Source organism: Peribacillus muralis (assembly GCF_001439925.1).
GTDB classification, from domain to species: domain Bacteria; phylum Bacillota; class Bacilli; order Bacillales; family DSM-1321; genus Peribacillus; species Peribacillus muralis.
Map to the genome: position 1 here is coordinate 20,074 of NZ_LMBV01000004.1, position 26,548 is coordinate 46,621.

At 38.5% G+C, this 26,548-nt stretch carries 25 protein-coding genes; 19 read left to right on the forward strand and 6 right to left on the reverse strand.

Annotated features, from left to right (window positions below; translation table 11 throughout):
• Positions 1-41: 41 nt before the first annotated feature.
• From ASU00_RS06665 to ASU00_RS06705, 9 genes are all read left to right on the forward strand, one after another.
• Positions 42-1,391, forward strand: a complete 1,350-nt coding sequence (locus tag ASU00_RS06665; protein WP_152983697.1) for a 6-phospho-beta-glucosidase — start codon at positions 42-44, stop codon at positions 1,389-1,391.
• Positions 1,392-1,518: 127 nt separating this feature from the next.
• The gene (locus ASU00_RS06670; protein WP_057912678.1) at positions 1,519-1,848 is read left to right on the forward strand and encodes a PTS lactose/cellobiose transporter subunit IIA; all 330 of its coding nucleotides are present in this window, start codon (positions 1,519-1,521) and stop codon (positions 1,846-1,848) included.
• A gap of 20 nt (positions 1,849-1,868) precedes the next feature.
• On the forward strand, positions 1,869-2,954 hold the full coding sequence (locus ASU00_RS06675; RefSeq protein ID WP_057912679.1) for a DUF871 domain-containing protein: 1,086 nt from the start codon (positions 1,869-1,871) through the stop codon (positions 2,952-2,954).
• A 66-nt stretch (positions 2,955-3,020) separates the two neighbouring features.
• Entirely contained in the window at positions 3,021-3,917 is an 897-nt protein-coding gene (locus tag ASU00_RS06680) for an N-acetylglucosamine kinase (protein ID WP_057912680.1), read from the forward strand.
• 23 nt (positions 3,918-3,940) lie between these two features.
• Positions 3,941-4,816 (forward strand): MurR/RpiR family transcriptional regulator, encoded by an 876-nt coding sequence (locus ASU00_RS06685; protein WP_057912681.1) that lies wholly within the window; start codon positions 3,941-3,943, stop codon positions 4,814-4,816.
• Positions 4,817-4,945: 129 nt separating this feature from the next.
• On the forward strand, positions 4,946-5,674 hold the full coding sequence (locus tag ASU00_RS06690; RefSeq protein ID WP_057912682.1) for a GntR family transcriptional regulator: 729 nt from the start codon (positions 4,946-4,948) through the stop codon (positions 5,672-5,674).
• A 499-nt stretch (positions 5,675-6,173) separates the two neighbouring features.
• A complete protein-coding gene (locus ASU00_RS06695) occupies positions 6,174-7,208 on the forward strand; it encodes an ROK family transcriptional regulator (protein ID WP_057912683.1) in 1,035 nt (344 codons plus the stop codon).
• Between the two features lie 35 nt (positions 7,209-7,243).
• The gene (locus tag ASU00_RS06700) at positions 7,244-8,479 is read left to right on the forward strand and encodes an MFS transporter (protein ID WP_057912684.1); all 1,236 of its coding nucleotides are present in this window, start codon (positions 7,244-7,246) and stop codon (positions 8,477-8,479) included.
• A gap of 298 nt (positions 8,480-8,777) precedes the next feature.
• On the forward strand, positions 8,778-10,205 hold the full coding sequence (locus tag ASU00_RS06705) for an aldehyde dehydrogenase family protein (protein WP_057912685.1): 1,428 nt from the start codon (positions 8,778-8,780) through the stop codon (positions 10,203-10,205).
• 176 nt (positions 10,206-10,381) lie between these two features.
• On the opposite strand, the gene ASU00_RS06710 is transcribed toward ASU00_RS06705, so the two are convergent.
• Positions 10,382-10,585, reverse strand: a complete 204-nt coding sequence (locus tag ASU00_RS06710) for an alpha/beta-type small acid-soluble spore protein (protein WP_057912686.1) — start codon at positions 10,583-10,585, stop codon at positions 10,382-10,384.
• A gap of 377 nt (positions 10,586-10,962) precedes the next feature.
• Positions 10,963-11,622 carry a 2OG-Fe(II) oxygenase gene (locus tag ASU00_RS06715; RefSeq protein ID WP_057912687.1) on the reverse strand — a complete coding sequence of 220 codons (660 nt, stop codon included), beginning with the start codon at positions 11,620-11,622 and terminating at the stop codon, positions 10,963-10,965.
• Between the two features lie 335 nt (positions 11,623-11,957).
• Between ASU00_RS06715 and ASU00_RS06720 the strand changes: the two genes are divergently transcribed.
• Together ASU00_RS06720 and ASU00_RS06725 are read left to right on the forward strand one after the other, a co-directional pair.
• Positions 11,958-13,145, forward strand: coding sequence for an FAD-dependent oxidoreductase (locus tag ASU00_RS06720; RefSeq protein ID WP_405386486.1), 1,188 nt, complete (start codon positions 11,958-11,960; stop codon positions 13,143-13,145).
• Between the two features lie 53 nt (positions 13,146-13,198).
• Positions 13,199-13,702, forward strand: a complete 504-nt coding sequence (locus ASU00_RS06725) for a DinB family protein (RefSeq protein WP_057912689.1) — start codon at positions 13,199-13,201, stop codon at positions 13,700-13,702.
• Between the two features lie 108 nt (positions 13,703-13,810).
• Here the strand turns inward: ASU00_RS06725 and ASU00_RS06730 are convergent, their stop codons facing one another.
• Complete coding sequence (locus ASU00_RS06730) at positions 13,811-14,209, reverse strand: DoxX family protein (protein WP_057912690.1); 399 nt, start codon at positions 14,207-14,209, stop codon at positions 13,811-13,813.
• A 409-nt stretch (positions 14,210-14,618) separates the two neighbouring features.
• On the opposite strand from ASU00_RS06730, the gene ASU00_RS06735 reads away from it, so the two are divergent.
• Positions 14,619-15,209, forward strand: a complete 591-nt coding sequence (locus ASU00_RS06735; protein ID WP_057912691.1) for a DUF2269 family protein — start codon at positions 14,619-14,621, stop codon at positions 15,207-15,209.
• Between the two features lie 524 nt (positions 15,210-15,733).
• Here ASU00_RS06735 and ASU00_RS06740 read toward each other — a convergent pair.
• Positions 15,734-16,483, reverse strand: coding sequence for a DeoR/GlpR family DNA-binding transcription regulator (locus ASU00_RS06740; protein WP_057912692.1), 750 nt, complete (start codon positions 16,481-16,483; stop codon positions 15,734-15,736).
• 169 nt (positions 16,484-16,652) lie between these two features.
• On the opposite strand from ASU00_RS06740, the gene ASU00_RS06745 reads away from it, so the two are divergent.
• The 6 genes from ASU00_RS06745 (at position 16,653) to ASU00_RS06770 (ending at position 22,083) form a co-directional block, all read left to right on the forward strand.
• Positions 16,653-17,357: a ribulose-phosphate 3-epimerase gene (locus ASU00_RS06745; protein WP_082630185.1), complete on the forward strand. Its 705-nt coding sequence runs from the start codon at positions 16,653-16,655 to the stop codon at positions 17,355-17,357.
• A gap of 1 nt (position 17,358) precedes the next feature.
• Entirely contained in the window at positions 17,359-17,931 is a 573-nt protein-coding gene (hxlB, locus tag ASU00_RS06750; RefSeq protein WP_057912693.1) for a 6-phospho-3-hexuloisomerase, read from the forward strand.
• Positions 17,932-17,966: 35 nt separating this feature from the next.
• Positions 17,967-19,148 carry a mannitol-1-phosphate 5-dehydrogenase gene (locus ASU00_RS06755; protein ID WP_057912694.1) on the forward strand — a complete coding sequence of 394 codons (1,182 nt, stop codon included), beginning with the start codon at positions 17,967-17,969 and terminating at the stop codon, positions 19,146-19,148.
• A gap of 6 nt (positions 19,149-19,154) precedes the next feature.
• Positions 19,155-19,598, forward strand: a complete 444-nt coding sequence (locus tag ASU00_RS06760) for a PTS sugar transporter subunit IIA (protein ID WP_236712619.1) — start codon at positions 19,155-19,157, stop codon at positions 19,596-19,598.
• A 79-nt stretch (positions 19,599-19,677) separates the two neighbouring features.
• Positions 19,678-21,117, forward strand: a complete 1,440-nt coding sequence (locus ASU00_RS06765; RefSeq protein WP_057912696.1) for a PTS mannitol transporter subunit IICB — start codon at positions 19,678-19,680, stop codon at positions 21,115-21,117.
• Positions 21,118-21,411: 294 nt separating this feature from the next.
• The gene (locus ASU00_RS06770) at positions 21,412-22,083 is read left to right on the forward strand and encodes a C40 family peptidase (protein ID WP_057912697.1); all 672 of its coding nucleotides are present in this window, start codon (positions 21,412-21,414) and stop codon (positions 22,081-22,083) included.
• Positions 22,084-23,098: 1,015 nt separating this feature from the next.
• On the opposite strand, the gene ASU00_RS06775 is transcribed toward ASU00_RS06770, so the two are convergent.
• Both ASU00_RS06775 and accD read right to left on the reverse strand, forming a co-directional pair.
• Complete coding sequence (locus ASU00_RS06775; RefSeq protein WP_057912698.1) at positions 23,099-24,049, reverse strand: acetyl-CoA carboxylase carboxyltransferase subunit alpha; 951 nt, start codon at positions 24,047-24,049, stop codon at positions 23,099-23,101.
• Positions 24,046-24,861 carry an acetyl-CoA carboxylase, carboxyltransferase subunit beta gene (accD, locus tag ASU00_RS06780; RefSeq protein ID WP_057912699.1) on the reverse strand — a complete coding sequence of 272 codons (816 nt, stop codon included), beginning with the start codon at positions 24,859-24,861 and terminating at the stop codon, positions 24,046-24,048. The genes ASU00_RS06775 and accD overlap by 4 nt, the downstream gene beginning before the upstream one ends.
• A gap of 777 nt (positions 24,862-25,638) precedes the next feature.
• On the opposite strand from accD, the gene ASU00_RS06785 reads away from it, so the two are divergent.
• Entirely contained in the window at positions 25,639-26,268 is a 630-nt protein-coding gene (locus ASU00_RS06785; protein WP_057912700.1) for a fumarylacetoacetate hydrolase family protein, read from the forward strand.
• Positions 26,269-26,548 lie beyond the last annotated feature (280 nt).

Below are 26,548 nucleotides of genomic sequence, written 5' to 3' on the forward strand. Positions count from 1 at the left end.
AAAATTGCAGATTGTAAATAAATGCTTGCTTAATGAGGAGAATGGAAATGAAAAAAGGATTGAAAATTGCCACGATTGGTGGTGGCTCCAGTTATACACCAGAATTAATAGAAGGTTTCATTAAACGTTTTGATGAGCTGCCCGTTAGTGAACTTTGGTTGGTGGATATTGAAGCAGGAAAAGAAAAACTTGAAATCGTAGGTACCTTGGCAAAAAGAATGGTAGAAAAAGCAGGAGTTCCTATGGAGATTCATCTAACATTGGACAGGCATCAAGCATTGCAGGATGCTGATTTCGTCACGACGCAAATGAGAGTTGGTTTACTCGATGCACGGGTCAAAGATGAGCGCATTCCATTGGAATTGGGCTTAATTGGCCAAGAAACGAATGGTGCAGGAGGATTATCCAAGGCATTGCGTACAATACCTGTTTTGCTGGAAATCGCAGAAGAAATGCAGGAGCTTTGCCCGAATGCATGGTTAATTAACTTCACAAACCCAGCCGGGATGGTAACGGAAGCGCTACTCCGCTACAGCAAACATGAAAAAGTCATAGGCGTATGCAATGTTCCATTCAATATGCATATGTCGATTGCGAAAATGTTGGGTGTTGACATGGAGAGGGTACGTATAGATTTCGCTGGGTTAAATCATATGGTATTCGGGATTCATGTGTACGTTGATGATCAAGAAGTAACAGATAAAGTGCTTGATATGCTAAGTAACCCGGAAATTCAACTAACGATGAAGAATATTGCTCCTCTTGCTTGGAACAAAACGTTCTTGAAATCATTAGGAGTGGTACCTTGCCCTTACCATCGATATTATTACAAAACTAGTACCATTTTAGAAGAAGAGTTGGAAGCATTCAAATCAGGCGAAACTCGAGCTGAAATCGTGAAAAAATTAGAGGATGGCTTGTTTGAGCTATACAAAGATGAAAACCTTGACATCAAGCCTCCACAATTGGAGCAGCGTGGCGGGGCTTACTATAGCGATGCTGCGTGTAATGTCATTTCTTCCATCTATAATGATAAAAAAGACATTCAAGTGTTAAATGTACAAAACAAAGGATCGCTTACTGAAATAGATTATGATTCAGCAGTCGAAGTAAGCTGTATCGTCACCAAAAATGGGCCGATCCCACTGACAATCGGTAAATTACCTGTACAAGTACTAGGCTTGGTTCAACAAATTAAATCCTTTGAAAGAATAGGTGCAGAAGCAGCTGTTTCTGGTTCTTATGATAAAGCGTTACTTGCATTAACGATCAATCCACTGATACCTAGTGATGATCTTGCTGAAGCGGTTTTGCAGAAACTGTTGAGTGCTCATGAGGAATATTTACCGCAATTCTTCACTGAAAATGTTTTGTCGAACATTCAAGGATAAATTCAACCCTTTACGAACGGGGAAGCAACCAACACCGCATTACTGGGTGAATCGCAAGATAGTATGCGAAAACAGCGTCATGAAAACATGACTTACATCATTAAAACATAAACAGGAGTGTGTAACTATGTCAACTGAACTGAACAATAACGAAATGGAAATCTTCGAAATCATATCACATAGCGGAAATGCGAGAAGCTTGGCATTTGAAGCATTATCGGAAGCGGAAGAATTTAATTTTGAAAAAGCAGATGAACTGATTAAACAAGTTCAGGAAGAATTGAACTTGGCTCATAAAACACAAACGAAGCTTATTCAAGCTGAGTTGAATGGAGTTCCAAGTGAAAAGACTTTATTGATGATTCATGCTCAAGATCATTTGATGACGGCATTGAGTGAACAAAAACTAATTGAACATATGATTCGTATTGTAAAAAAGCTAGCTCCACAACAGTAAAAAAAAGAGGTGTTTAAACAATGAGCAAACTTGGTATTTCCATCTACCCAGAACATTCAACCGTTGAAAAAGACATGGAATACATTGCACTGGCACATAAATATGGATTCAAAAAAATCTTTACATGCTTGTTATCAGTTGAAGGCGATAAAGAGAAGATTTTAAAAGAATTTAAAGAAACGATACGGTTTGCCAATTCTTTGAATATGGAAGTGATGGTCGATATTGCTCCTCGAGTATTCGGGGCTTTGGGCATATCTTATAGCGACTTATCATTCTTTGCAGAGTTAGGTGCGTATGGAATTAGGTTAGACATGGGCTTTACAGGAAATGAAGAGTCGATTATGACACATAATCCATATGATTTGAAAATTGAGATTAACATGAGCAATGCAACGAAATATTTAGAAAACATCATCGATTATAAACCGAATAAAGAAAATTTAGTGGGCTCGCATAATTTCTATCCTCATCGCTATGCTGGATTAAGCTATCCCCATTTTATAAAATGCTGTGAGTCTTTTAAAAAGCATAATATCCGCACAGGTGCTTTCGTAAGCTCACATGCAGCAACGTTTGGACCTTGGCCGATAACGGAAGGATTATGTTCATTGGAAATGCATAGGGAATTGTCCATTGCGACACAAGCGAAGCACTTGTTTGCTACAGGATTAATCGATGATGTGATAATTGCCAATGCTTACGCATCTGAAGCAGAAATGAAACAGCTTAGCATGTTAAACAGCGAGTTGTTAACATTCGATGTAAATCTACACGACACCATAACAGATTTAGAGAAAAAAATTGTCCTGGAAGAATTTCATTTTTACCGCGGAGATGTATCTGATTATCTTATTCGCTCGACTCAATCACGCGTGAAGTATAAGCACGAAGAGTTTAAACCAACACATACGCCTGATATTAGACGCGGTGATATACTAATTGAAAATGAGCTCTATGGACAATATAAGGGTGAATTGCAGATTGCATTGAAAGATATGAAGAACTCAGGAAAAACGAACGTAGTTGGCCGAATAGCGGAGGAGGAAATTCTCCTGCTCGATTATTTAGAGCCATGGGGTAAATTCCAATTCAGTGTGAATTAGATGGATGAAGGAAAAAAGGGAAGGAACATCAACATTCCTCCCTTTTTTTATGAATAGGAGAATGATATGAAGTTTATTATCGGTGTCGATGGTGGTGGCACGAAAACAGAAGCGGTTGCTTATAGTCTAGATGGGAATAAACTAGGAGAAGGCAAATCCGGATATGGGAATTTGCTCATAAATGAAAAGCAGGCGATTACGAACATTATTGAGGCGATTGATTTATGCAAAGCTGGCATCCAAAATGGAAGCTGCCTTTACATATGCTTAGGGTTAGCTGGGTTTGGAGGAGTAGAAAAACCAGAAGGAATAAAACGTGCATTAACCGAGGCATTCGATACTCCTTTTACGATCGTAAATGATGCTATGATTGCTCATGCTGCCCTATTAAAAGGGAAGGATGGCGTTATGACGATTTCGGGAACAGGGGCTGTCAGTATCGGGACCCATAATGGAACCGAGGAATTTGCTGGCGGCTGGGGACATATTCTAGGGGATGAAGGCAGTGGCTATTGGATTGCCATGCAGGCTTTTATCAACATGACAAAAGAAGAAGATGAAGGACTGAATTATAGCCAATTAACTACAGCGATGCTTACAAAACTCGGCTATCATAGTGCAGTAGAATTAAAAAAATTCATTTATTCAGCAACGAAAGCAGAGGTTGCAGCGTTCGTTCCAATTATTGTAGAACAAGCGGATGCAGGCGATGAGTTCTCAAAAAATATTCTTATTCAGGCAGGCTATCACCTTTCGAAGAATGCCCTTGATGTTTGCAAGAAGTTAAATGTTGGCAATGATGTTACAATTGCAATAAAAGGTAGCATCTTGACCCATATCCCCATGGTGCAAAGCTCCTTTATCAATCATCTTAAACTTGAAAAACCAGATGTGAAACTTATCGTGGATGAAGTTTCGTCTACGTTGGGCTGTTATTACATGGCTTTGAAGCATATAAGGTAATAAAAGATCGAGGGAGCAATGATATGTACGTCGAAAACGTTATATTGAGAATCGAAAGTTTATTGAATCAATTGCCGAAATCAGAAAGAAAAATCGCACAATATATTTTGGATAACCCTAATGAAATCATTAGAATGACCATTCATGAATTAGCCGCCAATGCCGAGGCCAGCAGTTCGGCTGTAACAAGATTTTGCCGTTCGATCAAGGTTAACAGCTTTTCAGAACTAAAGGTATCTTTATCATCGCTTATTTCGCAACCAGAGAAAAAAGGCTTCTATGACATTGAACCTAACGAATCGATCGCTTCCATTATGGATAAAATCGTCTCCAACTCAGTTCAGGCCATACAAGAAACGGCGCATTATCTGGATGAAGCCGTCCTCGATCAAATTGTCGAAACCATGAGGGAAGCCGATGTCATTTATGTATATGGCCTGGGGGCTTCATGGCTGATAGCTGAAGACATCACCCAAAAATGGTTACGGCTGGGGAAAATCGTAAGTGCTAATCAAGACCCGCATATTACCGCAACAGCTCTTGCGGCAGCTTCAAAAAATACCGTTTTTTTCTGTATTTCCAATAGTGGTGAAACGGAAGAAGTCCTACAGCTTGTTGATATCGCTAATGCATATGGTATTAAGACAATTGGCTTATCGCGGTTGGGCAACAATGGTTTAACTAAAAAAGTCGATATGTCGTTACATCATGTACGGGCACCAGAGGCTAAATTCAGAAGTGCGGCAACAAGCTCGCTGTTCGCACAACTATTAACGGTCAGTATAATTTTTTATGCGTATGTTTCAAAATATTATAATGAATATAAAAACAGCATTGAGCGTTCGAGGGAATCTGTCTTGAAATTCACGAAAAGAAATCAAGAAACGTCCGAAAAGTGAATGTAAATCTGCAACAAGGACTTATCGTGCGTTCATTTAGTGGGATTTGATTGACGAGGCTTATTTTTTCGTCAAGTTGCTTCAAGTTCTCCCAAACCTACATCACGATGAAAGGATGATGTATCCTAAATGATCCACAAGAATTCACCGATTCCGATATACTATCAACTTGAAGAAGCGATTAAAAAAGCTATTCAAAACCATCGATTACTGCCTGGCGAGATGATTCCTTCCGAAAGAGATTACACGGAAAAATACGAAATTAGCAGGATGACGGTAAGACAAGCCATATCTAATCTCGTGAATGATGGATATTTATATAGGCAGCGGGGAATAGGAACATTCGTTGCCCATCAAAAGATCGAACAGCCCCTTCAAGGTTTAACGAGCTTTTCCGAGGACATGCAATCAAGGGGACATGAGCCAAGTACACGTGTTATCAGTTTAACGGAAATCAAAGCTGATAGTGATCTTGCTGCTAAACTTGAGGTGGAAGCAGGAACGCCAATTGTTGAGCTGAAACGGGTAAGGCTGGCTGATCGATTGCCGATGTCCTTTGAAACGGTTTATCTGTCAAAAGACCTTTCACGGGGGATGACGGAAGAAATGGCCCAAACCTCCTTTTATAGCTATATAGAAAAGACGTTCGGTCTGAAAATTCAATATGGTAGGCAGTCCATAGAAGCATCCATCGCTCAAAAGACCGAGGCTGAAATGCTCGGCATAGCAGAAGGGTCCCCAGTTTTGTTAATTGAACGAATAAGCAGGCTTGATTCAAAAAAACCGTTTGAGGTTGCCCAATCTGTCTACCGTGCAGACCGTTATAAGCTGACGATTGATATGGAGAGGTCATCTTAAGGGGAGGATAGGAAGAATTGACCTAATAAAATGAGTGAAATACTTTCGTTTCATTCAGGAGCTTCAAGATTAGCTAAAATGTCCTTTCATATTTTAGGCATAACGATTCAGACACCCAAAATCCCACGAAGTGAACATATGAAGAGCTGATTTCATAACAAAAAGGCTTCACCAATAGGAAATGGAAATGCTGTTGCGATTTTTACAAAAAAATAGTGATAGTGAGCTATTCATATTCGCTGCATTTCTTAAGATCTTTTCGATGCAACATGCGTGTTGCCTGTCATGTAACATCAAAAAGAACACGGACGTACTATATCTTAAAAGCCTTTGTACTATACGAAGGCTTCTTTGCCATTCATGATAATTAAGTGTATGTTTTCATCTTTTATTAATATACCTATCTAGTATCCATTGTTTTCAATAACTGGATATGTTATATTGAATCGGAACTTATTAAACCTCTTTAAAAAGTTTATCATAGTAGGCGGTGATCCTTATGGATGAGGTAGGTGCAAAAGCAAAAACCATGAAAAGTACGATTCTTCATGGCATTCGTGTAGCTCTGTTGGAAATTGGAAGTGCTACCACGGTTGAGCTCAGCGATAAATTAGGAATTAGTTTCCCGACCATAAGTAAATTTCTTGGCCAGATGGAAAAGGATGGCGAACTGATCTTAACAGGGCTCGATCATTCCAGTGGTGGGCGAAGAGCAAAAAGATATACATATAATCCGGAGTATAAGCTTGGCTTGGCTTTATTTATGGAAGAAAATGAAACGAATTATGTGATCTTTAATTGTTTCGGGGAAGTGAAGGAGCAGGGGAAAACGGAACCTGCTTTAATGGATGATGGTTTTAGCTTATTAACGAAGGACATTGAAAAACTCATGGAAAAATATCCGCACGTCAGCTCCATGGCAATTGGTGTACCCGGTTCCGTAGATAATGGTCGGATCTTTTTTATTCCAGGATACAAGCATATACAAGATTTTGATTTAAAGGGGTACTTTGAAGATCAATTTTCTTTACCGGTGGTTGTGGAGAATGATATGAATGCTGCGGTCCTTGGCTATCACCATAATGGGAAAATCAAGCACAATCATTCCCTTATTTATTTATATTCCGGTCAAAACGGGCCAGGCGCAGGCATTATGATTAATGGGGGCGTGGTGCGAGGAAGCACTTTCTTTTCAGGAGAGGTTTCCTTTGTCCCGCAATATGATGACCGAAACTTCCTGCGAGCTTTGGGAAAAGGAAAGAAAACAGACAAGAAGGCGATACGTGAGGAATATGAAATCGACGCTATAAGCAGGCTAGTGGCTTCTTTTACAGCCATCATCAATCCAAAAACAATCATTTTTTGCAATGATGAAGTGGACGAATCAATATTGGCACGAATTTCAGTAAGAAGCTCAACGTATATTCCGGCAAATCATCTTCCAGAGCTTGTAGCAAGCGATTGGAAACAAGACTATTTATGTGGCTTACAAGTCCTTGGACTTAAGCTGATGCTTGCTGAAGAAAGTAACTAAAACGAATACGATAATAAACAATTGGAGGCGGATCTATGGCTACATTCTTTTTAGTCATCATCTATTTGGCTTTTATCAGCCTAGGATTACCTGATTCCTTGTTAGGAGTCGCTTGGCCCGTGATGAGTGCTGAATATGGTGCTCCACTTGAGACGGCTGGATGGCTTTTTATGACGATCGCAGCTGGTACCATCATTTCCAGTTTAGCTAGTGGCATCGTCCTTAAGCGGTTTGGGACGGGCAAAGTCACACTTGTCAGCTGCTTAGCGACTGCTGGCAGTCTGCTAGGTTTTCATTTTGCTCCATCGGTTGTTTGGCTGGTCATATTCGCCATACCATTGGGGTTAGGTGCAGGGTCGGTTGATGCGGGTTTGAATAATTATGTTGCTACGCATTACAAAGCTCACCACATGAGTTGGCTCCATTGTTTTTGGGGTGTCGGGGCGACTATTGGTCCCATCATTATGGCACAGTCCATTTCAGGGCAAAATTCTTGGAGAAGTGGTTATCTTGCAATTGCCGGCATTCAGTTCGCCTTGGTCATCATCCTCTTCTTCACGCTGCCATTATGGAATAAGATCGCAAAAAACAGTGTGGCTGCCACTTCATCTGAAGAGAAGAACCAACCGGCAGGTGACTTGCTTGAAGAAGATGTTAACCAAACAAAACCTTGGCGAATTAAGGGCGTGAAGCTTGCCCTGGTCTCCTTCTTGTTTTATTGCGGGGCCGAGGCAACAATCGGCCTTTGGGGAAGCAGCTTTCTCGTGAATGTAAAGGATTTGCCTGTAGAGGTAGCGGCAAAATGGGTTTCCTTATACTATGCAGGAATAACGATCGGAAGGTTCATTACCGGCTTCATTACATTAAGGGTCAGTAATCGGACGCTGATTCGAGTCGGTCAAGTGACTGCCTTATTGGGAACATCGCTTTTATTATTACCTTTGCCGACAGAATTCCTGCTTGCAGGCTTTATTATGATCGGATTGGGCCTTGCTCCGATATTCCCATGCATGCTACATGAAACGCCAGCGCGTTTTGGAAAGCAACATTCCCAGACCATCATGGGCTTTCAAATGGCCATGGCCTATACTGGCAGCATGTCGATGCCTCCTCTCCTTGGATTTCTCGCATCCCACACCTCAATCGGGATATTGCCGTTTTTTATTGCCGTTTTAGTGGCAGGAATGTTCTTCGGGTCGGAAAAATTGAATGATTTATTGAAAAAAAGGCGATTTGCAAAAGCTGAAACATCGAGTTCGATGACACTGTAGGCATGTTCTGGTGTTAGGGAATTTATGTCGTGAACACCGTGTTAAAGAATGCGATTGAACATACATTAAAAAATCAAAGGAAGAAGTTTATTGAGGTGTACTTTTTGTACTACCCCGTTCGGGAAAAACCGATCGGGGTTTTTTAACGTGATCATGCGAGGCATATGCTCATGGTTGCAAAAAAATCGATTCGTAAAAGTTGATTCAGGAATTCCTAGTATATATAACGGTTTACTGAAAATATTTTAGGGAAAATAAACTATATAAACAAATCCACCAAGATAAAGGAGCTGGAAAGATGCGTAATTATACACAGCAGTATATCAATGGAGAATGGGTTGATTCCACAGGGTCGGAAACGATTGATGTTATCAATCCAGCTACGGAAGAAGTCATTGGAAAAATCATTTCCGGTACGAAGGAGGATGTCGATCGTGCTGTTGAAGCGGCTCGTGCAGCATTCCCTACATTTTCTAGGATGTCAAGAGAAGAGAGAATTAAGCTTTTGGAGGATATCGCAAAAGAATATGAAAATCGAAAAGAAGACCTTATCAGAGTCATGACGGAAGAGTTAGGCTCGCCTGTAACACGGAGTGAGCAGGTTCAATATGAGATGGGCTTACAGCATTTTAAAAAAGCGGCTGAGAACTTGAAAACATTCGAATTCACCGAGCAGCGAGGGGACACCTTGATTCAAAAGGAGGCAATCGGTGTAGCTGGACTAATTACACCGTGGAATTTCCCTGCCAACCAAGTATGCACGAAGTTGGCGAGTGCATTTGCGGCAGGAAGCACAGTCGTACTGAAACCTGCTGCCTTGACGCCACTTACAGCGATCATTCTCGCAGAAATCTTTGAAAGTGCTGGAATGCCCAAAGGTGCATTTAATTTAGTGAATGGCTCAGGTTCCACCATTGGGGAAGCGATCAGCTCCCACCCTGATATAGATTTTGTCTCCTTTACTGGATCTGGAAGCGTGGGGTCAAAAATCATGGAAAACGCCGCTCAGGATATTAAGAAAGTATCGCTCGAACTTGGCGGCAAATCACCATTAGTGATTTTAAAAGACGCCAATGTAAAAGAAGCGGCACGAACAGCTGTTTTGAATGTAGCGATGAATACAGGACAGGTTTGTACCGCTGCCACGAGGACCATCATTCCCCAATCGATGCATGATGAGTTCATCGAAGCGATAAAAGAGGTGCTTCCAGAGTTTCCTGTAGGAGATCCGCAAGATAAGTCTACCTTTATGGGACCTCAGGTATCACAAGGGCAGTGGGAAACGGTCCAATCTTACATTGAAAAAGGAATGGATGAAGGGGCGGTGCTAGTTGCTGGAGGCACGGGGAAACCAGAAGGCCTTGATAAAGGTTATTTCACGAAGATTACGGTTTTCACTAATGTGAAAAGCGATATGACGATAGCCAAAGAAGAAATTTTTGGTCCTGTAATGTCAATTCTTACGTACGAAACCATTGATGAAGCGATTGAAATCGCCAATGATACGATTTATGGTTTAGCTGGGTATGTATTCGGGGAGGACGCAGACGAATTGAGAAAAGTGGCTACAAATATCCGGGCTGGTCAAATCACCATCAACAATGCCAAAATAGACTATTCAGCACCGTTTGGCGGATTCAAGCAATCTGGAATCGGACGTGAATGGGGCGATTACGGAATCGAAGAATTCCTGGAGCCAAAAGCCATTCTAGGCATGCCATCTTGATGTTGCTTTTCTGACCTTAACCACGATAAGCTAGCATATAAATTAAGATTCAAGCAGCGGCCTTTTCTCGGTATTCATCGGGGAAAGGCCGCTTGAATTTATTTACTTGGATCAAATTACGGCAATATAAATAGGGATAGTGTAATCACTATCCCTACCAGTACATATGATTTCGATTAACGAGTTCTTCCGCCTAATTGCTGTTCAGCCATTTGCACTAAACGTTTCGTGATTTCTCCACCAACAGAGCCATTCGCACGAGCTGTTGTATCAGCTCCCAGGGTAACACCAAATTCATTTGCGATTTCGTACTTCATTTGTTCTAGAGCTTGTTCTGCACCACTAACTACTAATTGATTGCTGTTGTTATTTTTAGCCATGTTTTCAGCTCCTAATAATTTAATGTGTTGCTAGTAATAGGTTTTGATATTGTCAACAGTTATATACATGCAATTGAAAATAAATTTTAAGCGAGATTTTGATTGAAAACATTGCAATACTCGGTTGCTTATATCAAGCAGAATGAAGGAAAATGATAAGGCATATTGGAAAAGCTACGTCCCTTATTTTATTGCATGTAAAATGATGTTGAATATAGCTTAGTGATATTATATGAATGTTGCAATTTCGATCACTGGCATTTCGAAAAGTGAATGATGTATAAGGCGAAAGCAGTAAAAAAGGACCCTCTGGGGTCCTTTTCAATTCAAGATATTTTCCGAAAAATCGGGATGATGAAGATGAGTTCGTTTCGCCTTCAAGATGAAAACGTATCAAAACGCTCCTTCTTTTGTTTTCTCATCCATTGTGTCGCCACCCATTTTTCACCCGCTATAACCGGTGCACCACCGTGCAAAGTTCGTTCGTTCATTTCACGTTCGTTATAGAAATACTCGAAATACACCGCCATTCCCTTATGCGGCGATACAGACAAATTCAGATCAGGAAAAAAAGTTTCCCCCCCATGCTCCACATCATTTAAATACATGATGAGTGTGCTGATCCGATTATTCTTTGTCTCTTTACTTGTGAAAAAATCAAAGTGAGCTTTATATTCTTGACCAGGTGTATATTTAAGGATTTGAATGCCATCCCCATGTTCACGGGGGATATTCATAATGGTTGCTATTCTTTTTTCAACTCTGGCGATGGTATCATTTTCGTTTTCTTGAAAAAACATGCTGCTGCTCGTTCTCATCTCATTGATTTCGCGTGTATCGCCAATTTTGGAACGATGCAGTTTGTCTTTGGACAAGCGGATCAGTTCGTCACATTCCTCGTCACTCAACACATTTCCTAGCATTAAAATTAACGGTTCTTCCATTCTAGCAATTATATTAATTACTCTATCTTCTGTGTTGATTTTATTTCCTATGTGGTTAAAGATGGTTTGTTCTTTACTGATATCCAATGTCAACTTTCATCGACTCCTCAAAAGGTATAAATTTCAGAATAATATTTTTTTTCTGTAATTTTTCATTCTTGCTAATTATAGCATAAATCTCCTGTCATAAACCTTTTTGCCTACTTAGCTTACGAGAGAAAAAGGTGTTTCCGAGAATCTGGACATCCCGCGGACTAGTTTCGTTAATGATGTTGCGAGACAGGTCTGTGTGATTGTCACTAAAGAACCATTTACATGAAAAACAGCACCTAATAAAATAAGTAGGTAGCTGGAAATCTAAGCCAAGGAAAGCGCGTTTCAGCCATAAAAGCACCTGCTCGGAGAAAAAAATAGTTCGTAATAAGGAAGTGGTACCGTTGAAAAAGAGTATTTGCATAATTGGCAGTGGTATAGCCGGGCTGCACCTAGCTTATGCGCTAAAGGAAGATTTTGATGTAACCGTCATTGAACGCCATACAACAGAGGAAATCAGATCAGGGCGCATCATGTCCACCCAGGTCCATTTCGGCTCGACGAGGAAACGAGAAAACCGCTTTAACATGCCGAACTGGGGGGAACAATCCCTGATTGAAAGCATTCATATTACGATTGGAAATCAAAAACTGTTTGCAGGAATGTTGCAAGAACCGGCATTATCTGTTGATCAACGCTTGTATTATACTCATTCAATGAAAGACCTTGCCGAAAAAGGAGTTTCCTTCCGAGTGGAAAAGGTGGATAAAGAGAGGGCGGAAGCGTTACTTGATACGTTTGATTTGGTCATTGATTGTACCGGGAAAAATGGACCCCTTTTTCCGTTTCCAATTGAACCGAAGCTGTCACCTTTTCCAACTCCGCAGCGAAAGTGCATCGTTGGCTATTTCACAGGTATACAAGCAAACGACCCTCTAGGAGTTAGCGTAACGGTACTGCCTGGGTTAGGTGAAATGTTTGAAATTCCTGCATTAACAGAACAGGGCCCTGTTACGATCCTATTTCTCATGGCCATTCAAAACACTGAGTTGGACGCATTTAAAGGAATAACAAATGCCGAAGTATTCACTCGTAAAATGAGTGATGCAGTCCAAAAATTCTTTCCTGACGTTTATAAGCGCCTGGACGTGGAAACATTTAAGTTAAGTGACGAAAAAAGCTTTCTGCAAACAGCGGTAACCCCAGTTATACGAAAGCCGTATCTTATGGTTGATGAAAAGCTGGTTGTTGGCTGCGGGGACAGCGTGTTTTTAAACGATCCGATTACGGGTCAAGGCTGTAATCTTTCTTCTTTTTGTGCGGAGCAATTGTATGAAACCCTTATTGAATTCAAACATTCCAAATGGGACGAAGAAATCGGAAAGTCTTATTGGAATCGAACGAAACAATATGTTACAGAAGTAACGGAATGGACAAACGCCATGACTGAGCCATTGCCAGAGCATGTGGTTCAATTGTTGCTGCAGGGTGCACAGGACCAGGTCAAAGCAAATCAAATTGCGCAATGGTTCGCCAATCCGACAAAAGCATTTGAAGCGTTTTTTTCAAGACTGAATGTTTAATGTGGATATATGAAATGTGAGCTATCCGAAATCTTGAAAAGGGAGGTATTACTATGTATCGTTCAATTTCAGATTTTATCAAAGAATGGAATAAAGAAGCCCTTCTGACTCAAAATGTTTTGGATACCCTGACAGATGATGCCTTAAAACAGCAAGTTTATGGCAAAGGGCGCACTTTAGGAAGAATTGCGTGGCATGTAATTACCAATATCCCGGATTATTTAACTCATTTTGGACTTATGATGGATAGGAGAGAGAATGAAGAAAGCGTCCCAGCATCAGCCCAAGAAATTGCTGCGGCCTTTAAGGACATAAGCTCCCATGCAGCCAGAATCATTGAACAGCAATGGACAGACGAATCACTCGAACAAATGCAAACAGCGTTCGGAAGACAGGAATCAAATGCTGAAATCCTAATGGGGTTGATCAAGCATATCGTCCATCATCGCGGACAAATGACGGTTCTAATGCGCCAAGCAGGAATTAAGCCTCCTGGAGTTTATGGGCCACCAAAAGAAGATTGGATCCATCTAGGTGTGAAAAATCCGCCACTTTAATGAAATTCATGATTTTTATGATTGTTGAATGTTTGGAGTCAAAGAAAAAACACCAACCACTGTGCTTTTTCTTTGACTGCTTCAAATGTCTACGGTTATGGCGATTGATTAAGTCGATAAGCTATCGTCATGACTTACTGAAGCTGAATTGCTTTTTTTATGATGATAAATATAAGACCCAGCTATCAAAATATATCCGATGATGAAAAACAGCCAACTACTTGCTGGATCGCCGACAGATATGCTTGAATACATGGCACCCGTCAAATCGAATGTGAATCCAGCATAAGCCCATTCCTTAACTCTCGGAAACCCAGGTACAAGAATCGCTACGATCCCTAATAATTTGGCAACTCCAAGAAAGGGCAAGAGGTAGGAAGGGTAGCCTAAATGTTCAAATAACGCGACTGCATCGGGAACAGACAGGATATCAGGAATGGAACCAATCCCCATCAATGCCACCAACAACCCAGTGAAAATCCAATAGATAATCTTCGTTTTTTTCATTTCTTGTTTCCTCCCTTCGATTGATAGTTAATTCTATTCCCCTTCCGCTTTTTTTATCCACTCTTTATATGGAAGCTCAACAAGCCAGGTTAATTTTAATTCATGTATGTTGAAGGAGAAGCGCGGAACGTAATGATGCTAAATGATGGGCAGTTAATTAGTGTTAGTAGATGGTTTTCCTATTTCCTTTAGTTTGTTTCCATCAGCAGTTTGGAAATGCTTTAATATGGTTCACTAATTCTGTCATCCTTTCTATGCTATATCTATTAGGTTAATATTCAACACCGGTGAAGCAAGTATTTCCAGTTTTGCTAATCGTTTTCGTCATGCTATTTCTACTTAGTTCAGTTATTTTTGTTGTTTCCACCAGTAATCATGCAGCAGCTTTTAACCTTTGGGAGGCAGGCATATGGTCGTTTTTGTCCTACTTATAACAGCAATACTATTGATGCTGATTTTTATAATGGTATTCATCGCTAATAAAATATCAAGAAAATTAACGCATAAGCGGAAACAATGGTGGCTCATTGCTCATATCCTTTTTGTTATTGTTTATTTTAGTGGGATTTGTGGTCAACTAGTGGTTTTGCTTTCGATGTCTTCCTTTTCGGAGAAAGAGTCCATTCATGCAGGACTTGAATTCATCAGTTACTTTGATGACTATTTAACGATTCCAGGTGCAATAGGTTCCTTGGTTACAGGGATTTGGATCGCTTTACGAACCAATTGGGGAGGACTTACAACCTATTATTGGATTATGGCCAAATGGATTGGCAACATCTTTGCCATTTTATTAGGATCATCGATTACTGGTAATGTCGTGCATAACTTATTCCCAAAAATTCTTTCGAGTGATGTCGAGCCGTTACAAAACCCCCTTTATCTTCAGAGCCGACAAATCCTGTTTTTGGGTATTGGAATCAGCTTAACGATTTTAACTTTTTTAGTCGTAATTTCTTATGTAAAACCATGGGGAAAAAGGAAGTTATATAAACGATGAATTTACAGGAAGCAAGAAAAGAAAAATGATGCAAGCTGAAACGGCGCAGCGGGTGGACAATAGAAAAACCTGCCTGGTCTCCAGGCAGGTTTTTCCGATATATCTTAAATTCAATAGGAAAAACGAATGTTTGCATACTAGCAACTCAGCCGTAACTAACGATTTTGTCATTCACGAATAAACCGCCCAAACTCACGAATAAACCGCCCAAACTCACGAATAAACAACCCAAACTCACGAATAAACAACCCAAATTCACGAATAAACCACCCAAACTCACGAGTAAACATCGCCAATACAGATTAAACCGCGCAAACTCAGCAGTAATCCGCCGCATGACAGCAGAAATTGACTCCAATTAGAGTAGAAAACAACTATCTTTGTTTATACCTCATTATGTTTTTCGTTTTATTGCGCCCGATTGATCGTAAGCTATTATCTAGTTGAGTATCGCTCCAGTAAAATCAGAAATAGTAGCTACGTCGATTAACTTTGTTCATTTCTCCATATTAATTAGAAGCTTATTAATCAATGACATGTATTCCTTGTTTGTCATAGAGTCTTTTAATATCTTCCTTGACATTTTCCGTGATTAAATATGTTAACTCATTTGTCGGGCAAACAATTTGATTAGAAATGGTGGCTAATTTATCACAAGTTACCATACCCAGTATTTCATTAGAAATAGAAGCCATTTTTCTTTTAACCAATGCTTCTGATAGACTTGGGACACTGATTCCTAATTGCGGATCAATTTTATAAATGCCCATTATATATAAATCGGCTCGCATTGTATGTAACGCTTCAACAGTATCGATTCCCAAGTTAACCAAGGATTGCTTAAATAAGGTTCCACCAATCATGATTACCTCTATATTTTGATGACTAATTAGCGCCATCGCAATGGGGGGGCTATTCGTTATGACCGTTGCACGAAAAGTCAAGGGCAGTTGATTTACTAATTGTAAATTAGTAGTTCCTCCGTCTATCAGTAAGACCATGTCTTCTTTAATGAAATCAATGGCTTTTTTTGCTAAGTTGCTTTTAATTTCGTTAGAAATATTTTGTCTCGTTGAAAAATCCACGACGGGAGGACCTATCCTTAACGCACCGCTATGAACTCTGTTTATATGCCCTTGATGATCCAATTCCTTTAAGTCTCTCCGAATGGTATCCTCTGAAACCGATAAGCGTTTGCTTAAGTCACTGGCAATCACTTTATGTTCATCATCTAATATTTGTAAGATTTTTTGTTGACGTTCTTCTTTTAGCATAGATATTACCCCTTCATTTATTTCTTTCAGTTTAGCATATTCTGTTTCAAGAACACAAAGAAAACGCGCAAGAAAAATTGTAAAAATGCATAAACGCGCTTTACTTATCAAAAATTACGTTCTATAATATGAAAAAAGGCAAATAAATGCAGAAATAGGAGGCATAAACGTGCAAAAAAGAAAAATTACGATTGCACCTTCCATTATGTGTGCAGACTTATGCAATTTAGAAAAAAGTGTGAGGGAGATTGAAAGAGAAGGATTAGATACATTACACATCGATATTATTGATGGATCTTTTAGTCCAAGCATGCCATTGGGGGTCGATACCGTTAAACAACTAAGAAAGATAACGGATATGGATTTTGATGTACACATCATGTCTAATGATAATGAGTTTTTTATAAACGAGATGCTAAACATAGGCGTTCAACAAATTTCTTTCCATCTAGAAACGAGTATACATATTGATCGTTTGATTCAGTTGATAAGAAAAAATGACACAAAAGTCGGATTGGCCCTTAATCCGGCAACTTCATTAACTGTTTTGGATTATGTATTGCCGCAGTGTGATACGGTTCTATTAATGTTAATAAATCCAGGTTTTGCAACAGATAAAAATGAAAAGCAAGTAAGTTATGCAGTGAAAAAAGTGGAAGAGCTGTATGAATTGATTAAAGAAAAAGGATTGAATACAAGCATAGAAATCGATGGCAGAGTATCTTTGGAGACAATCGCTAGTTTGGTAAGAGCTGGGGCGGATACGCTAGTAGCAGGAAGCACGAGTTTGTTCATTCCTACTCAAAGTCTAGCAGAAAATAAAAAGGTTATGGAAAAATGCATATTAGAAGGATTATATGAGGAGGTAAAATAAAATGAGCCATTACTGTGAACGAGCAAAGGATATTGCAAAGGAAATTACCAATGAATTGGCTACCACATTAAACAACATGGATGGAGACGATATGAATACGTTGCTATTGGAAATCCAACGAGCTGATAAAGTCTTCTTTGTAGGGGTCGGTAGAGTGCTATTATCTTTAAAAGCTATCGCTAAAAGATTAGCTCATTTGGGTATCAAGACATATGTAGTAGGACAAATCACCGAGCCGGCCATTACGGAAAAGGATTTATTGATAGTGGGATCAGGGAGTGGTGAGTCGGCTTTCCCGTTAATTATTGCAAAAAAGGCAAAACAATATAAGGCCACAGTTGCTCACATTGGCGCAAATCCGAAATGCTCAATGAATCAATTTTCGGACTTTTTCATAAAAATTCCTGTAAGCACAAAATTACAATTACCAGATGAAATTGCATCGGTACAGCCAATGACAAGTTTATTCGAACAAAGCTTATTATTAGTTGGAGACACATTGGCATTAATGATGATTAGGGAGCAAGATATCGATATGCCCAGTCTATGGAAATATCATGCAAATTTAGAATAGTAATTTGTCAGAGTGATATAAAAAGGGGGAGTATAATGAAAGCATTGCATTTTGGTGCCGGGAATATCGGGAAGGGTTTTATCGGATATGTGCTCAACAAAAACGGTTACGATGTCTGTTTTGTTGATATCAATCAAAAAATGGTTGATCGTTTTAACCGAGATAATTCATATGTAGTTGAATTGTTGGATGATAGCCATACTGTGGAAACCATCTCTCCTGTTACTGCATTGAATAGTGTGTCACAGGAAGATGAAGTCATTGAGGCCATCGTAAATGCTGATCTGATTACGACCTCTGTGGGAGTAAATAATTTATCAAGAATAGCAAGCATTGTTTCAAAAGGTCTTGTAAAGCGAGCAAAGGAAAATAAAAGAAAGATTGATATCATCGCAAATGAAAACGCTATCAATTCCACTTCGATTTTGAAACAAGAAATTGAAAAACATGTAACGAACAGCGAAATGCTAGAAATTCATTCTTTTGTTGGGTTTCCCAATTCTGCCATTGATCGGCTATCACTTTCAAAAGATAGTGAAGAGGGTGAGATTGCGTTAGTAGAACCAATGTATGAGTGGATCATCAATAAGTCCGAAATGGTTAATGTAGCTTTACCTGTCATAAAAGGCGCTATCTATGTTGAGGATTTAAAACCGTATATAGAACGGAAGTTGTATATTGTCAATATGGGACATGCTACGACTGCTTATATTGGATTCCTAACAGGAAAATCCACTATCCAGAGTGCTTTGGCGGACCCTAACATTGAATGCTTTGTTAAGGAAACATTAAATGAGGCCGTACAATATATTATACGAACATTCGATATTCCATCCGGAGACATGGGTGTGTTTATTGAAAAGACGATGAAGCGCTTTAAAAATAAAAATGTTAGTGATGATATTTTACGAGTAGGTAGATCTCCCATTCGTAAAATAGGGTATGATGAACGGCTGATAAAACCGACGAGGGAACTTTTTGATAGGGGCCTTTCCATTGAATATCTAACCATGGCTGTTGCGGCAGCATTTCTATATGATGATGCTCGTGATGAGGAAGCGGTCAGTTTACAAAAATATATTAACGAAAAAGGAATAAAACTAGCAATAGAGCACTTTACACAAATTAAAAATAAAGTATTGACGGAAAAAATTAAACAAAAATATGAGCTGTTAAAAACGAAAAGCAGGGAATCAATGACACAACTAATGGAGTAAAGGGGAATGAATATGTTAAGTGATCACTTGAAAAATAATATCCGTTTTTTAGATGAAGTAGATTCATGGGAGGATTCCATCAAATTAGCAGCCGAACCTTTGTTACACAATGGATGTATTACACCTAAATATATTGATGACATGATTAGGAATGTAAATGTAAATGGTCCTTATATCGTGATTGTTCCAGGAATTGCTATGCCTCATGCAAAAAATGAAGATGGCGTAATCAACACCGGTCTATCACTATTGAAATTGAAAAATCCTGTACTTTTTCCGGAGGGTAAAAAGGTGAATATTCTGATAGTCTTGGCTGCTGAAGACAGCACAGGACATTTAGATTTGATATCCGATTTATCTTCTATCCTAATTGACGAAGATGTGATGGATCAATTTAAAAATTGCGGGAATGAAGAAGAGTTCATTCAAATAATCAAAATGGTTGAATAGTTAAGCATCTCGATACCTTGAAAAACTTTGCTTTTGCAATGGGTTTCGAAAAAAAACAATAGGAAAAAGGTGATAGGTAATGGAGAATGTTGTGAATGTTACCCAAGTTAAAACCCCATCCCCCCGCGCTCGGATTCAGGCCTTCGGTGGCTTTTTAACTAACATGGTGCTGCCTAATATAGGAGCTTTTATAGCTTGGGGTATACTCACCGCTTTGTTTATACCGTCTGGTTGGATTCCTAACAAAGAACTTGAAGCAATCGTCGGTCCAGCGATTACGTATTTGCTGCCCTTACTTTTAGCAAGCACTGGGGGAAGGATGGTTGCCGGTCAAAGAGGGGCTGTAATGGGAGCCATCGGTGCAATCGGATTAATAGTGGGGTCGGATATCCCCATGTTTTTAGGCGCCATGATTATTGGTCCTCTTGGAGGCTGGGTTATAAAGAAATTCGATAAATCGATAGAGAATAAAGTTCCAGCAGGATTTGAAATGATCGTCAATAACTTTTCGATTGGTATTTTAGGTTTCTTATTAATGATTCTATCTTATTTTTTTATAGGTCCAGTTATTGAATCAGCAAACAATCTTGTAACCTCAGCCATTAAAGCGTTAGTATCCACTGGTTTTTTACCATTGCTGTCTCTTATCAATGAACCGGCTAAGGTGTTATTTTTAAACAACGTAATCGACCAAGGAATTTATTATCCGTTAGGTATGCAGGAAACTCTTGAAGCAGGAAAGTCAATTTACTTTACCGTAGCGTCAAACCCTGGGCCAGGACTAGGGTTATTATTGGCCTTTAGCTTTTTTGGTAAAAAAGCGGCTAAACGCACTGCTCCAGGTGCCATTATCATTCACTTCTTTGGGGGGATTCATGAGTTATACTTCCCGTATGTTTTAATGAAACCACTTACACTCATAGGGATGATTCTCGGGGGAATGTCTGGTATCACCGTATTCAAAATTTTTGATGCCGGTCTTGTGGCAGGACCAAGTCCCGGTTCCATCTTCTCTTATTTAGCGTTAACACCTAAAGGGAATTTTCTAGGAATTATTTTAGGGGTACTTGTTGCCGCCGGAGTTTCATTCATTGTTACCTCGATTATTTTAAAATTAGATAAGAAAGCTGTTGAAGATGATGATGAAGTGTTTACAACTTCAATCGAAAAATCCAAATTAATGAAGTCGGAAGGTAAACAAATTTCAAGGGAATCTGATGAAATCTTAACAGTAAATAACATCAGTAAAATTTCATTTGCCTGTGATGCTGGGGCTGGTAGCAGTGCATTGGGTGCTACAACCTTTAGGAAGCGACTGCAAAAGGAAAATATTACTGAAATTGAAGTGAAACATTATAGAATAGAAGATGTACCAGCGGATTCCGATATAATCGTTGTGCATAAAGATTTATTAGAAAGAGCGAGATTATCTCATAAGAATAAAACTATCATTACAATAGATAACTATATCAATGATCCGAATCTTGCGAAGCTCATGAATGAATTAAAAGAAGAATGAATTTTGGTGAAACGTATAAAACACCAACCCCCATTTTAACCAAAGGGGGTTGGTGTTTTTTGTTCACAATCGTTGGCTGCTCCAATTTAAACGAAACTAGTGCACTTATTCATGAATTTCAGGGTGGACAATAGTTCTATGGTTTTTTGGGATATTCTTGGAGTATTATAGGGTTTTTGTCAGTTTAGCGCACTTTATGCATTTATTTGTAATGATAATGTAAATTTAGGTAAATATGTTTGTCATTTAAAGGTGTTAAACTAATAAAAAAGACCTAATCGGGGGAAATGGAAAATGAAAAAGATTATAGCTTCAGTTGTCGTCTCGGGGTTGTTACTATCAAATCCATTAGTCAGTAATGCTGCATTAGGAGACCGGACACTGAAAAGCGGAATGACGCATACAGAAGTCAAACAATTACAAGAGGTTTTAAAGAAAAAAGAATATTTTAAGAGTAAGGGTACAACGACATATTTTGGTCCAGTTACTAAAAGTGCAGTAGTGAAATTTCAAAAAAATAAAGGCTTGAAGGCGGACGGTATCGTTGGTCCTAATACATATAAAGCATTGGGCGTGAAAAAGCAGTCTGCCAACGTAACTAATTCAAGCAATAGAACGAAAGCAATCGTGAATGAAGCAAAAAAACATATGAATGTACGGTATGTCTGGGGTGGAACCACTCCTAAAGGTTTTGATTGCAGTGGGTTTCTTAACTATGTTTTCGAAAAAAGTGCAAATGTCAATTTACCAAGAACGGTAGCGGAAATTCATAAAAAGGGGACAAAGGTTTCCAACCCTCAAGTTGGCGATCTTGTTTTTTATGAAACCTATAAACGTGGTGCCTCACATGCAGGTATATATATTGGGGGCAATCAATTCATCCACAGCTCATCTTCAGGTGTAACCATTACCTCAATGGATAATAGTTATTGGAAAAAAAGATATTTAGGAGCGAAAAGAATGTAATGAAGATTACTGACACCTCTGATAAGAGATTCAGATATCTACATTAAAAAACGCCAAATGGCGTTTTTTTTAGTTTAAGGTAAGAGATCCCTCACATCTAATGACATCTCCCATATTCGTTATAATAGGCAATATCATCAACTATTTTTGTATTTTCATCCATTGCGTTTCCGCCAATTTTTCTTCCGTTTTGTGTGGCGCTTCACTATGTAGGATTCTCTTTAAGATTCTTCCGTTTTCGTTTTATCGGTTTAGGAATACGGAAATTTACTAGTGAAAAAATCAAAATGAGGTCTAAACTCTTGACCAGGTGTATATCTAAATGTTTAAATACCATCCCCATGCTCTATAGGTATGTTTATAATTGATGATATTCTTTTTTCTATTGTGGTAATGCTGTCATTTTAATTTCTTGAAAAAACATACTACTACTTGTTCTTATCTTATGTATTTTGTGTGTATCCACACTTTAGAACGTTGCATTTTGCTCTTTAGACAATCTAATTAGCTCGTCACATTCTTCGTCATTCAGTACATTGCCTAAAACTACTATGTAAAGGTTCTTCTAATTTACTAATAATATTGTTTTCTCTATCTTCTGTTTTGATTTTGCTTCCAATGTGGTTGTCAATTGGTATCAACTTCTCAAAAGATAGAGCTTAGAGAATAATTAATTGCGAAATTATGAAAACATCTTGCTGACCTAGAAAATGGATCACAAACAAGAATACACCACGGATATCGAATTGGAAACAGCAGCAACCAAAGAAGAAAACAAAAAAAGTGGTAAAAGTTTTGGAATAAAACTTTCAACACTTCTTTGATGGACAATTATAATTACATTTTCACTTTTGATGCACTAGAAGTTTTTAAAAGATAGATATAAAATATTATTACCTTGTTGTATATACCATAAGGTAAGGTTTAATATTGGATCGATGTCACAAAAGTTTTTCACCTTTCAAATTTAATTTAAACCCAGATGAAGACACCACGATTTTGGTAATGATCACCCTTAATCTAGCTTTTCTTCCATATACACACCAATTTTGCGGAACTTATCAAAACGTTGTTGGCGTATCATGCCATTATCTAGAGACCCAAGTTCTTGCAATGCTTTTCGTAAAGATGCTTTGATATACTGCGATTGAAGAGGGAGATCAATATGTGCTCCTCCAACAGGTTCTTTTATAATTTCATCAATTACCCCTAGTTCCAACAAGTCCTTAGCCGATATTTTCAATACTTCAGCTGCGCGTTTTGCTTGCGTGGCGTCCTTCCATAACAATGCTGCTGCTCCTTCAGGCGATATAACCGAATAAAATGTGTTTTCTAGCATGAAGATTCGATTGCCAATACCTAAGGCCAACGCGCCACCACTCCCACCTTCTCCGATTACAATACAGATGATAGGAACTCCAAAGCTAGCCATTTCTCGAAGGTTGCGGGCAATAGCTTCGGATTGTCCTCGTTCTTCAGCTTCACGACCTGGGAACGCTCCAGGCGTGTTAATAAATGTTACGATGGGTCGATTGAATTTATTGGCTTGTTGCATTATTCTTAGAGCTTTTCTGTAGCCTTCTGGTTGTGACATGCCAAAGCGGCGATAGATATTATCTTTTGTATTTTTCCCTTTTTGATTTCCTATTATGGTTATGGGCACTCCCTCAAAGGTAGCTATACCTGAAACTAGAGCAGGGTCATCCCCATAAAGTCTGTCACCATGTAGTTCAATGAAGTCTTCGAAAATATGATGGATAAAATCTAAGGTAGTAGGACGCTGTTGAATTCTGGATAGTTTAATTTTATCCCATATGTCCATATTCTCATGAAGATGACTTTTGATTTCATTCGCTTTTTGCTCAAGATTTTTTAATACTTCCATAAGGTCAAGTTCATGTTTTAAAGACATTTCTCTCAGTTCAACAATATGGTTTTCTAGTTTTTTTAACTCTTGAAAATTCACCGTTCAAGACACTCCCTAAAATTGAGATGATGAATTTTTAGAATGGTTGTTAATGAGTGTTTTAGTTCCCTCCTATTTACAACCATATCCAGTTGACCGTGTTCCAATAAAAACTCAGAGGTTTGGAAATTTTCAGGGAGTTCTTCTCGTATCGTCTGTTCAATAATACGTCTACCTGCAAAGCCAATTAAGGCTTGTGGTTCAGCAATATTGATATCGCCTAATGACGCGAAACTAGCAGAAACGCCACCTGTTGTTGGGTTCGTTAAAACGGATACGAAAAGAATTTTTTCGTAGTTTAGTTTTTCTAAAGCACCACTCGTTTTTGCCATCTGCATGAGACTAAGAATTCCTTCCTGCATGCGGGCTCCACCGCTTGCTGAAAAGAATATAAATGGTTTTCGTGTTTTTAATGACTCCTCAATGGCTCTTGTGATTATTTCTCCAACCGCTGATCCCATGCTGCCCATACGGAAGCGAGAATCCATGACACCAATTACAACCGGATAGCCGCCTATGGAAGCTTCCCCAGCAATAACAGCATCATTTAATGAAGTCTTTTTTTTATCCGAAACTACTTTATCTTTATATTCAGGGAAGTTTAACGGGTCAACGGAGGTTAAACATGTATTGAATTCCGAAAAAGACTTACGATCGGTAATCATTTTGATGCGGTCATAAGCTGTAATCGGGTAGTGATATTGGCACCTAGGACAAACATTCCACTCTCTTTTCATGAGAGACTCATCATAAATTTCCCCACACGATTTACAAGTAAAAGGGTTCGATTCTATTTTTGGTTGTATCTTCATCAATCCTCCTGTAACAGGTTACGTTTATTTTAATTAAGGAGCGTAATACTTTTATATAACTTTATTAAAATCATAAATAAAAATAGAGAATGAGATTTATTTTAATTGGAGCTTTATTATGATTTTACTTTTTCCTGTATGAATACATATACAGGAGAATTAAAAAAGATGAATGAATCAAAAACACAGGATAAAAAGGACGGGTATAACATAGGCTTGTATTTGTAAAATTTCTTTTTCCTTTCAAAAGTGGATAAAGTCATCATATGCAATTACTTATGTAATTGAATGGACTACAAGGTTCATTACAATAAATGGACAAGTGTAACTTGTGGTAATTCGCTAAATAAATTGACTGATAAAGTCGGTGAATATATGTTAGTACATCAGCACTTAAAGGTATCCTTCCTTATGTAGTTATGTTGTAACATTAAATGATTCAGGATTCGCAATATGAGTGTCTTCTTAATATTGACGTTTTATTGCCTTGTGTTTTCAGAAATGTACTGGATCTATTTCCTCTACATCCTATAATTGGGGCTAACGTTATGGGTTGCTTGTTTCTGTCGTATTTTCTAGGATGAGATTATTAGGTGCCATTTTGGACAAAGAGAATAAAATGTTAGAAAAAAGGGTCAACTTTTTTTGATTAAGCCTTAGACATCGCACATAATGGTCTTATGCTCATATTGAATTCATGCGAGCCATAAAAAAGTATTTAATAAAATAAAATTAGAAAATGTAATTATTTCTTAAAAGAAAGAAGTGAGTTTACTAATGAAAGATATTAAAAATATCTATTGTGTAGGTCGAAACTATGAGATGCATGCAAAAGAATTAAATAATGAAGTGCCGACTTCTCCTTTTTTATTTTCAAAGCCAACTCATTCGCTTGTAGAAGCAAATGGTCAGTTCATTACCTTGCCAAATGATCAGGGTACCATTCATTATGAAACAGAACTTGTCATACATATAGCGAAGCAGTACGAAACAGGAATGAAAGTGGATGATATAGTAGATGCTATCGCCGTTGGTTTGGATTTGACACTTAGAGATGTGCAAGCGCAGCTAAAATTGAAACAGCATCCGTGGCTTTTGGCTAAAGGATTTAAAAATTCAGCTGTTGTGAGTACGTTTATTCCGTTTCCGGGCGTCGAAGCATGTAAACAATCAGATTTTTCTCTAATTAAAAACGGAGAGCTTGTACAAGTCGGAAATATTAAAGACTTACTTTTTGATTTGCAAACAATTATAGAATTTACAGGTGAGCATTTTGGACTAGGAAAAGGAGATATTATTTTTACCGGTACTCCTAGCGGCGTTGGTCCTCTTTCAGATCAAGACAAGCTTTCACTAATATGGGGTGGAAAGGAAATTGGCTCCTGTTCAGTGACACTGCATTCCTGAAAAAGAGCAGTCAAATATTTACTTTACGTAATTTTAGGTATAACAAAAAAGTTTCAAAAGTTTCAAAAGTTTCATCGTGTCTTAGTCTGAGAATTCACGCAATAGTGGTAACAGCCAGCGGAAGGTATCCTTCCTTAAAGCTTTATTAGTAAAATGATACAACCGAATAAAATGTACATTTTTTGGCGCGGATGCATGTTCCGCGCTTTTTAATTTGTATATAACTTATTTAAGTAAAATAAAAAATGTAAAATAAAATAAAATTTTAGTAAAAATTTAC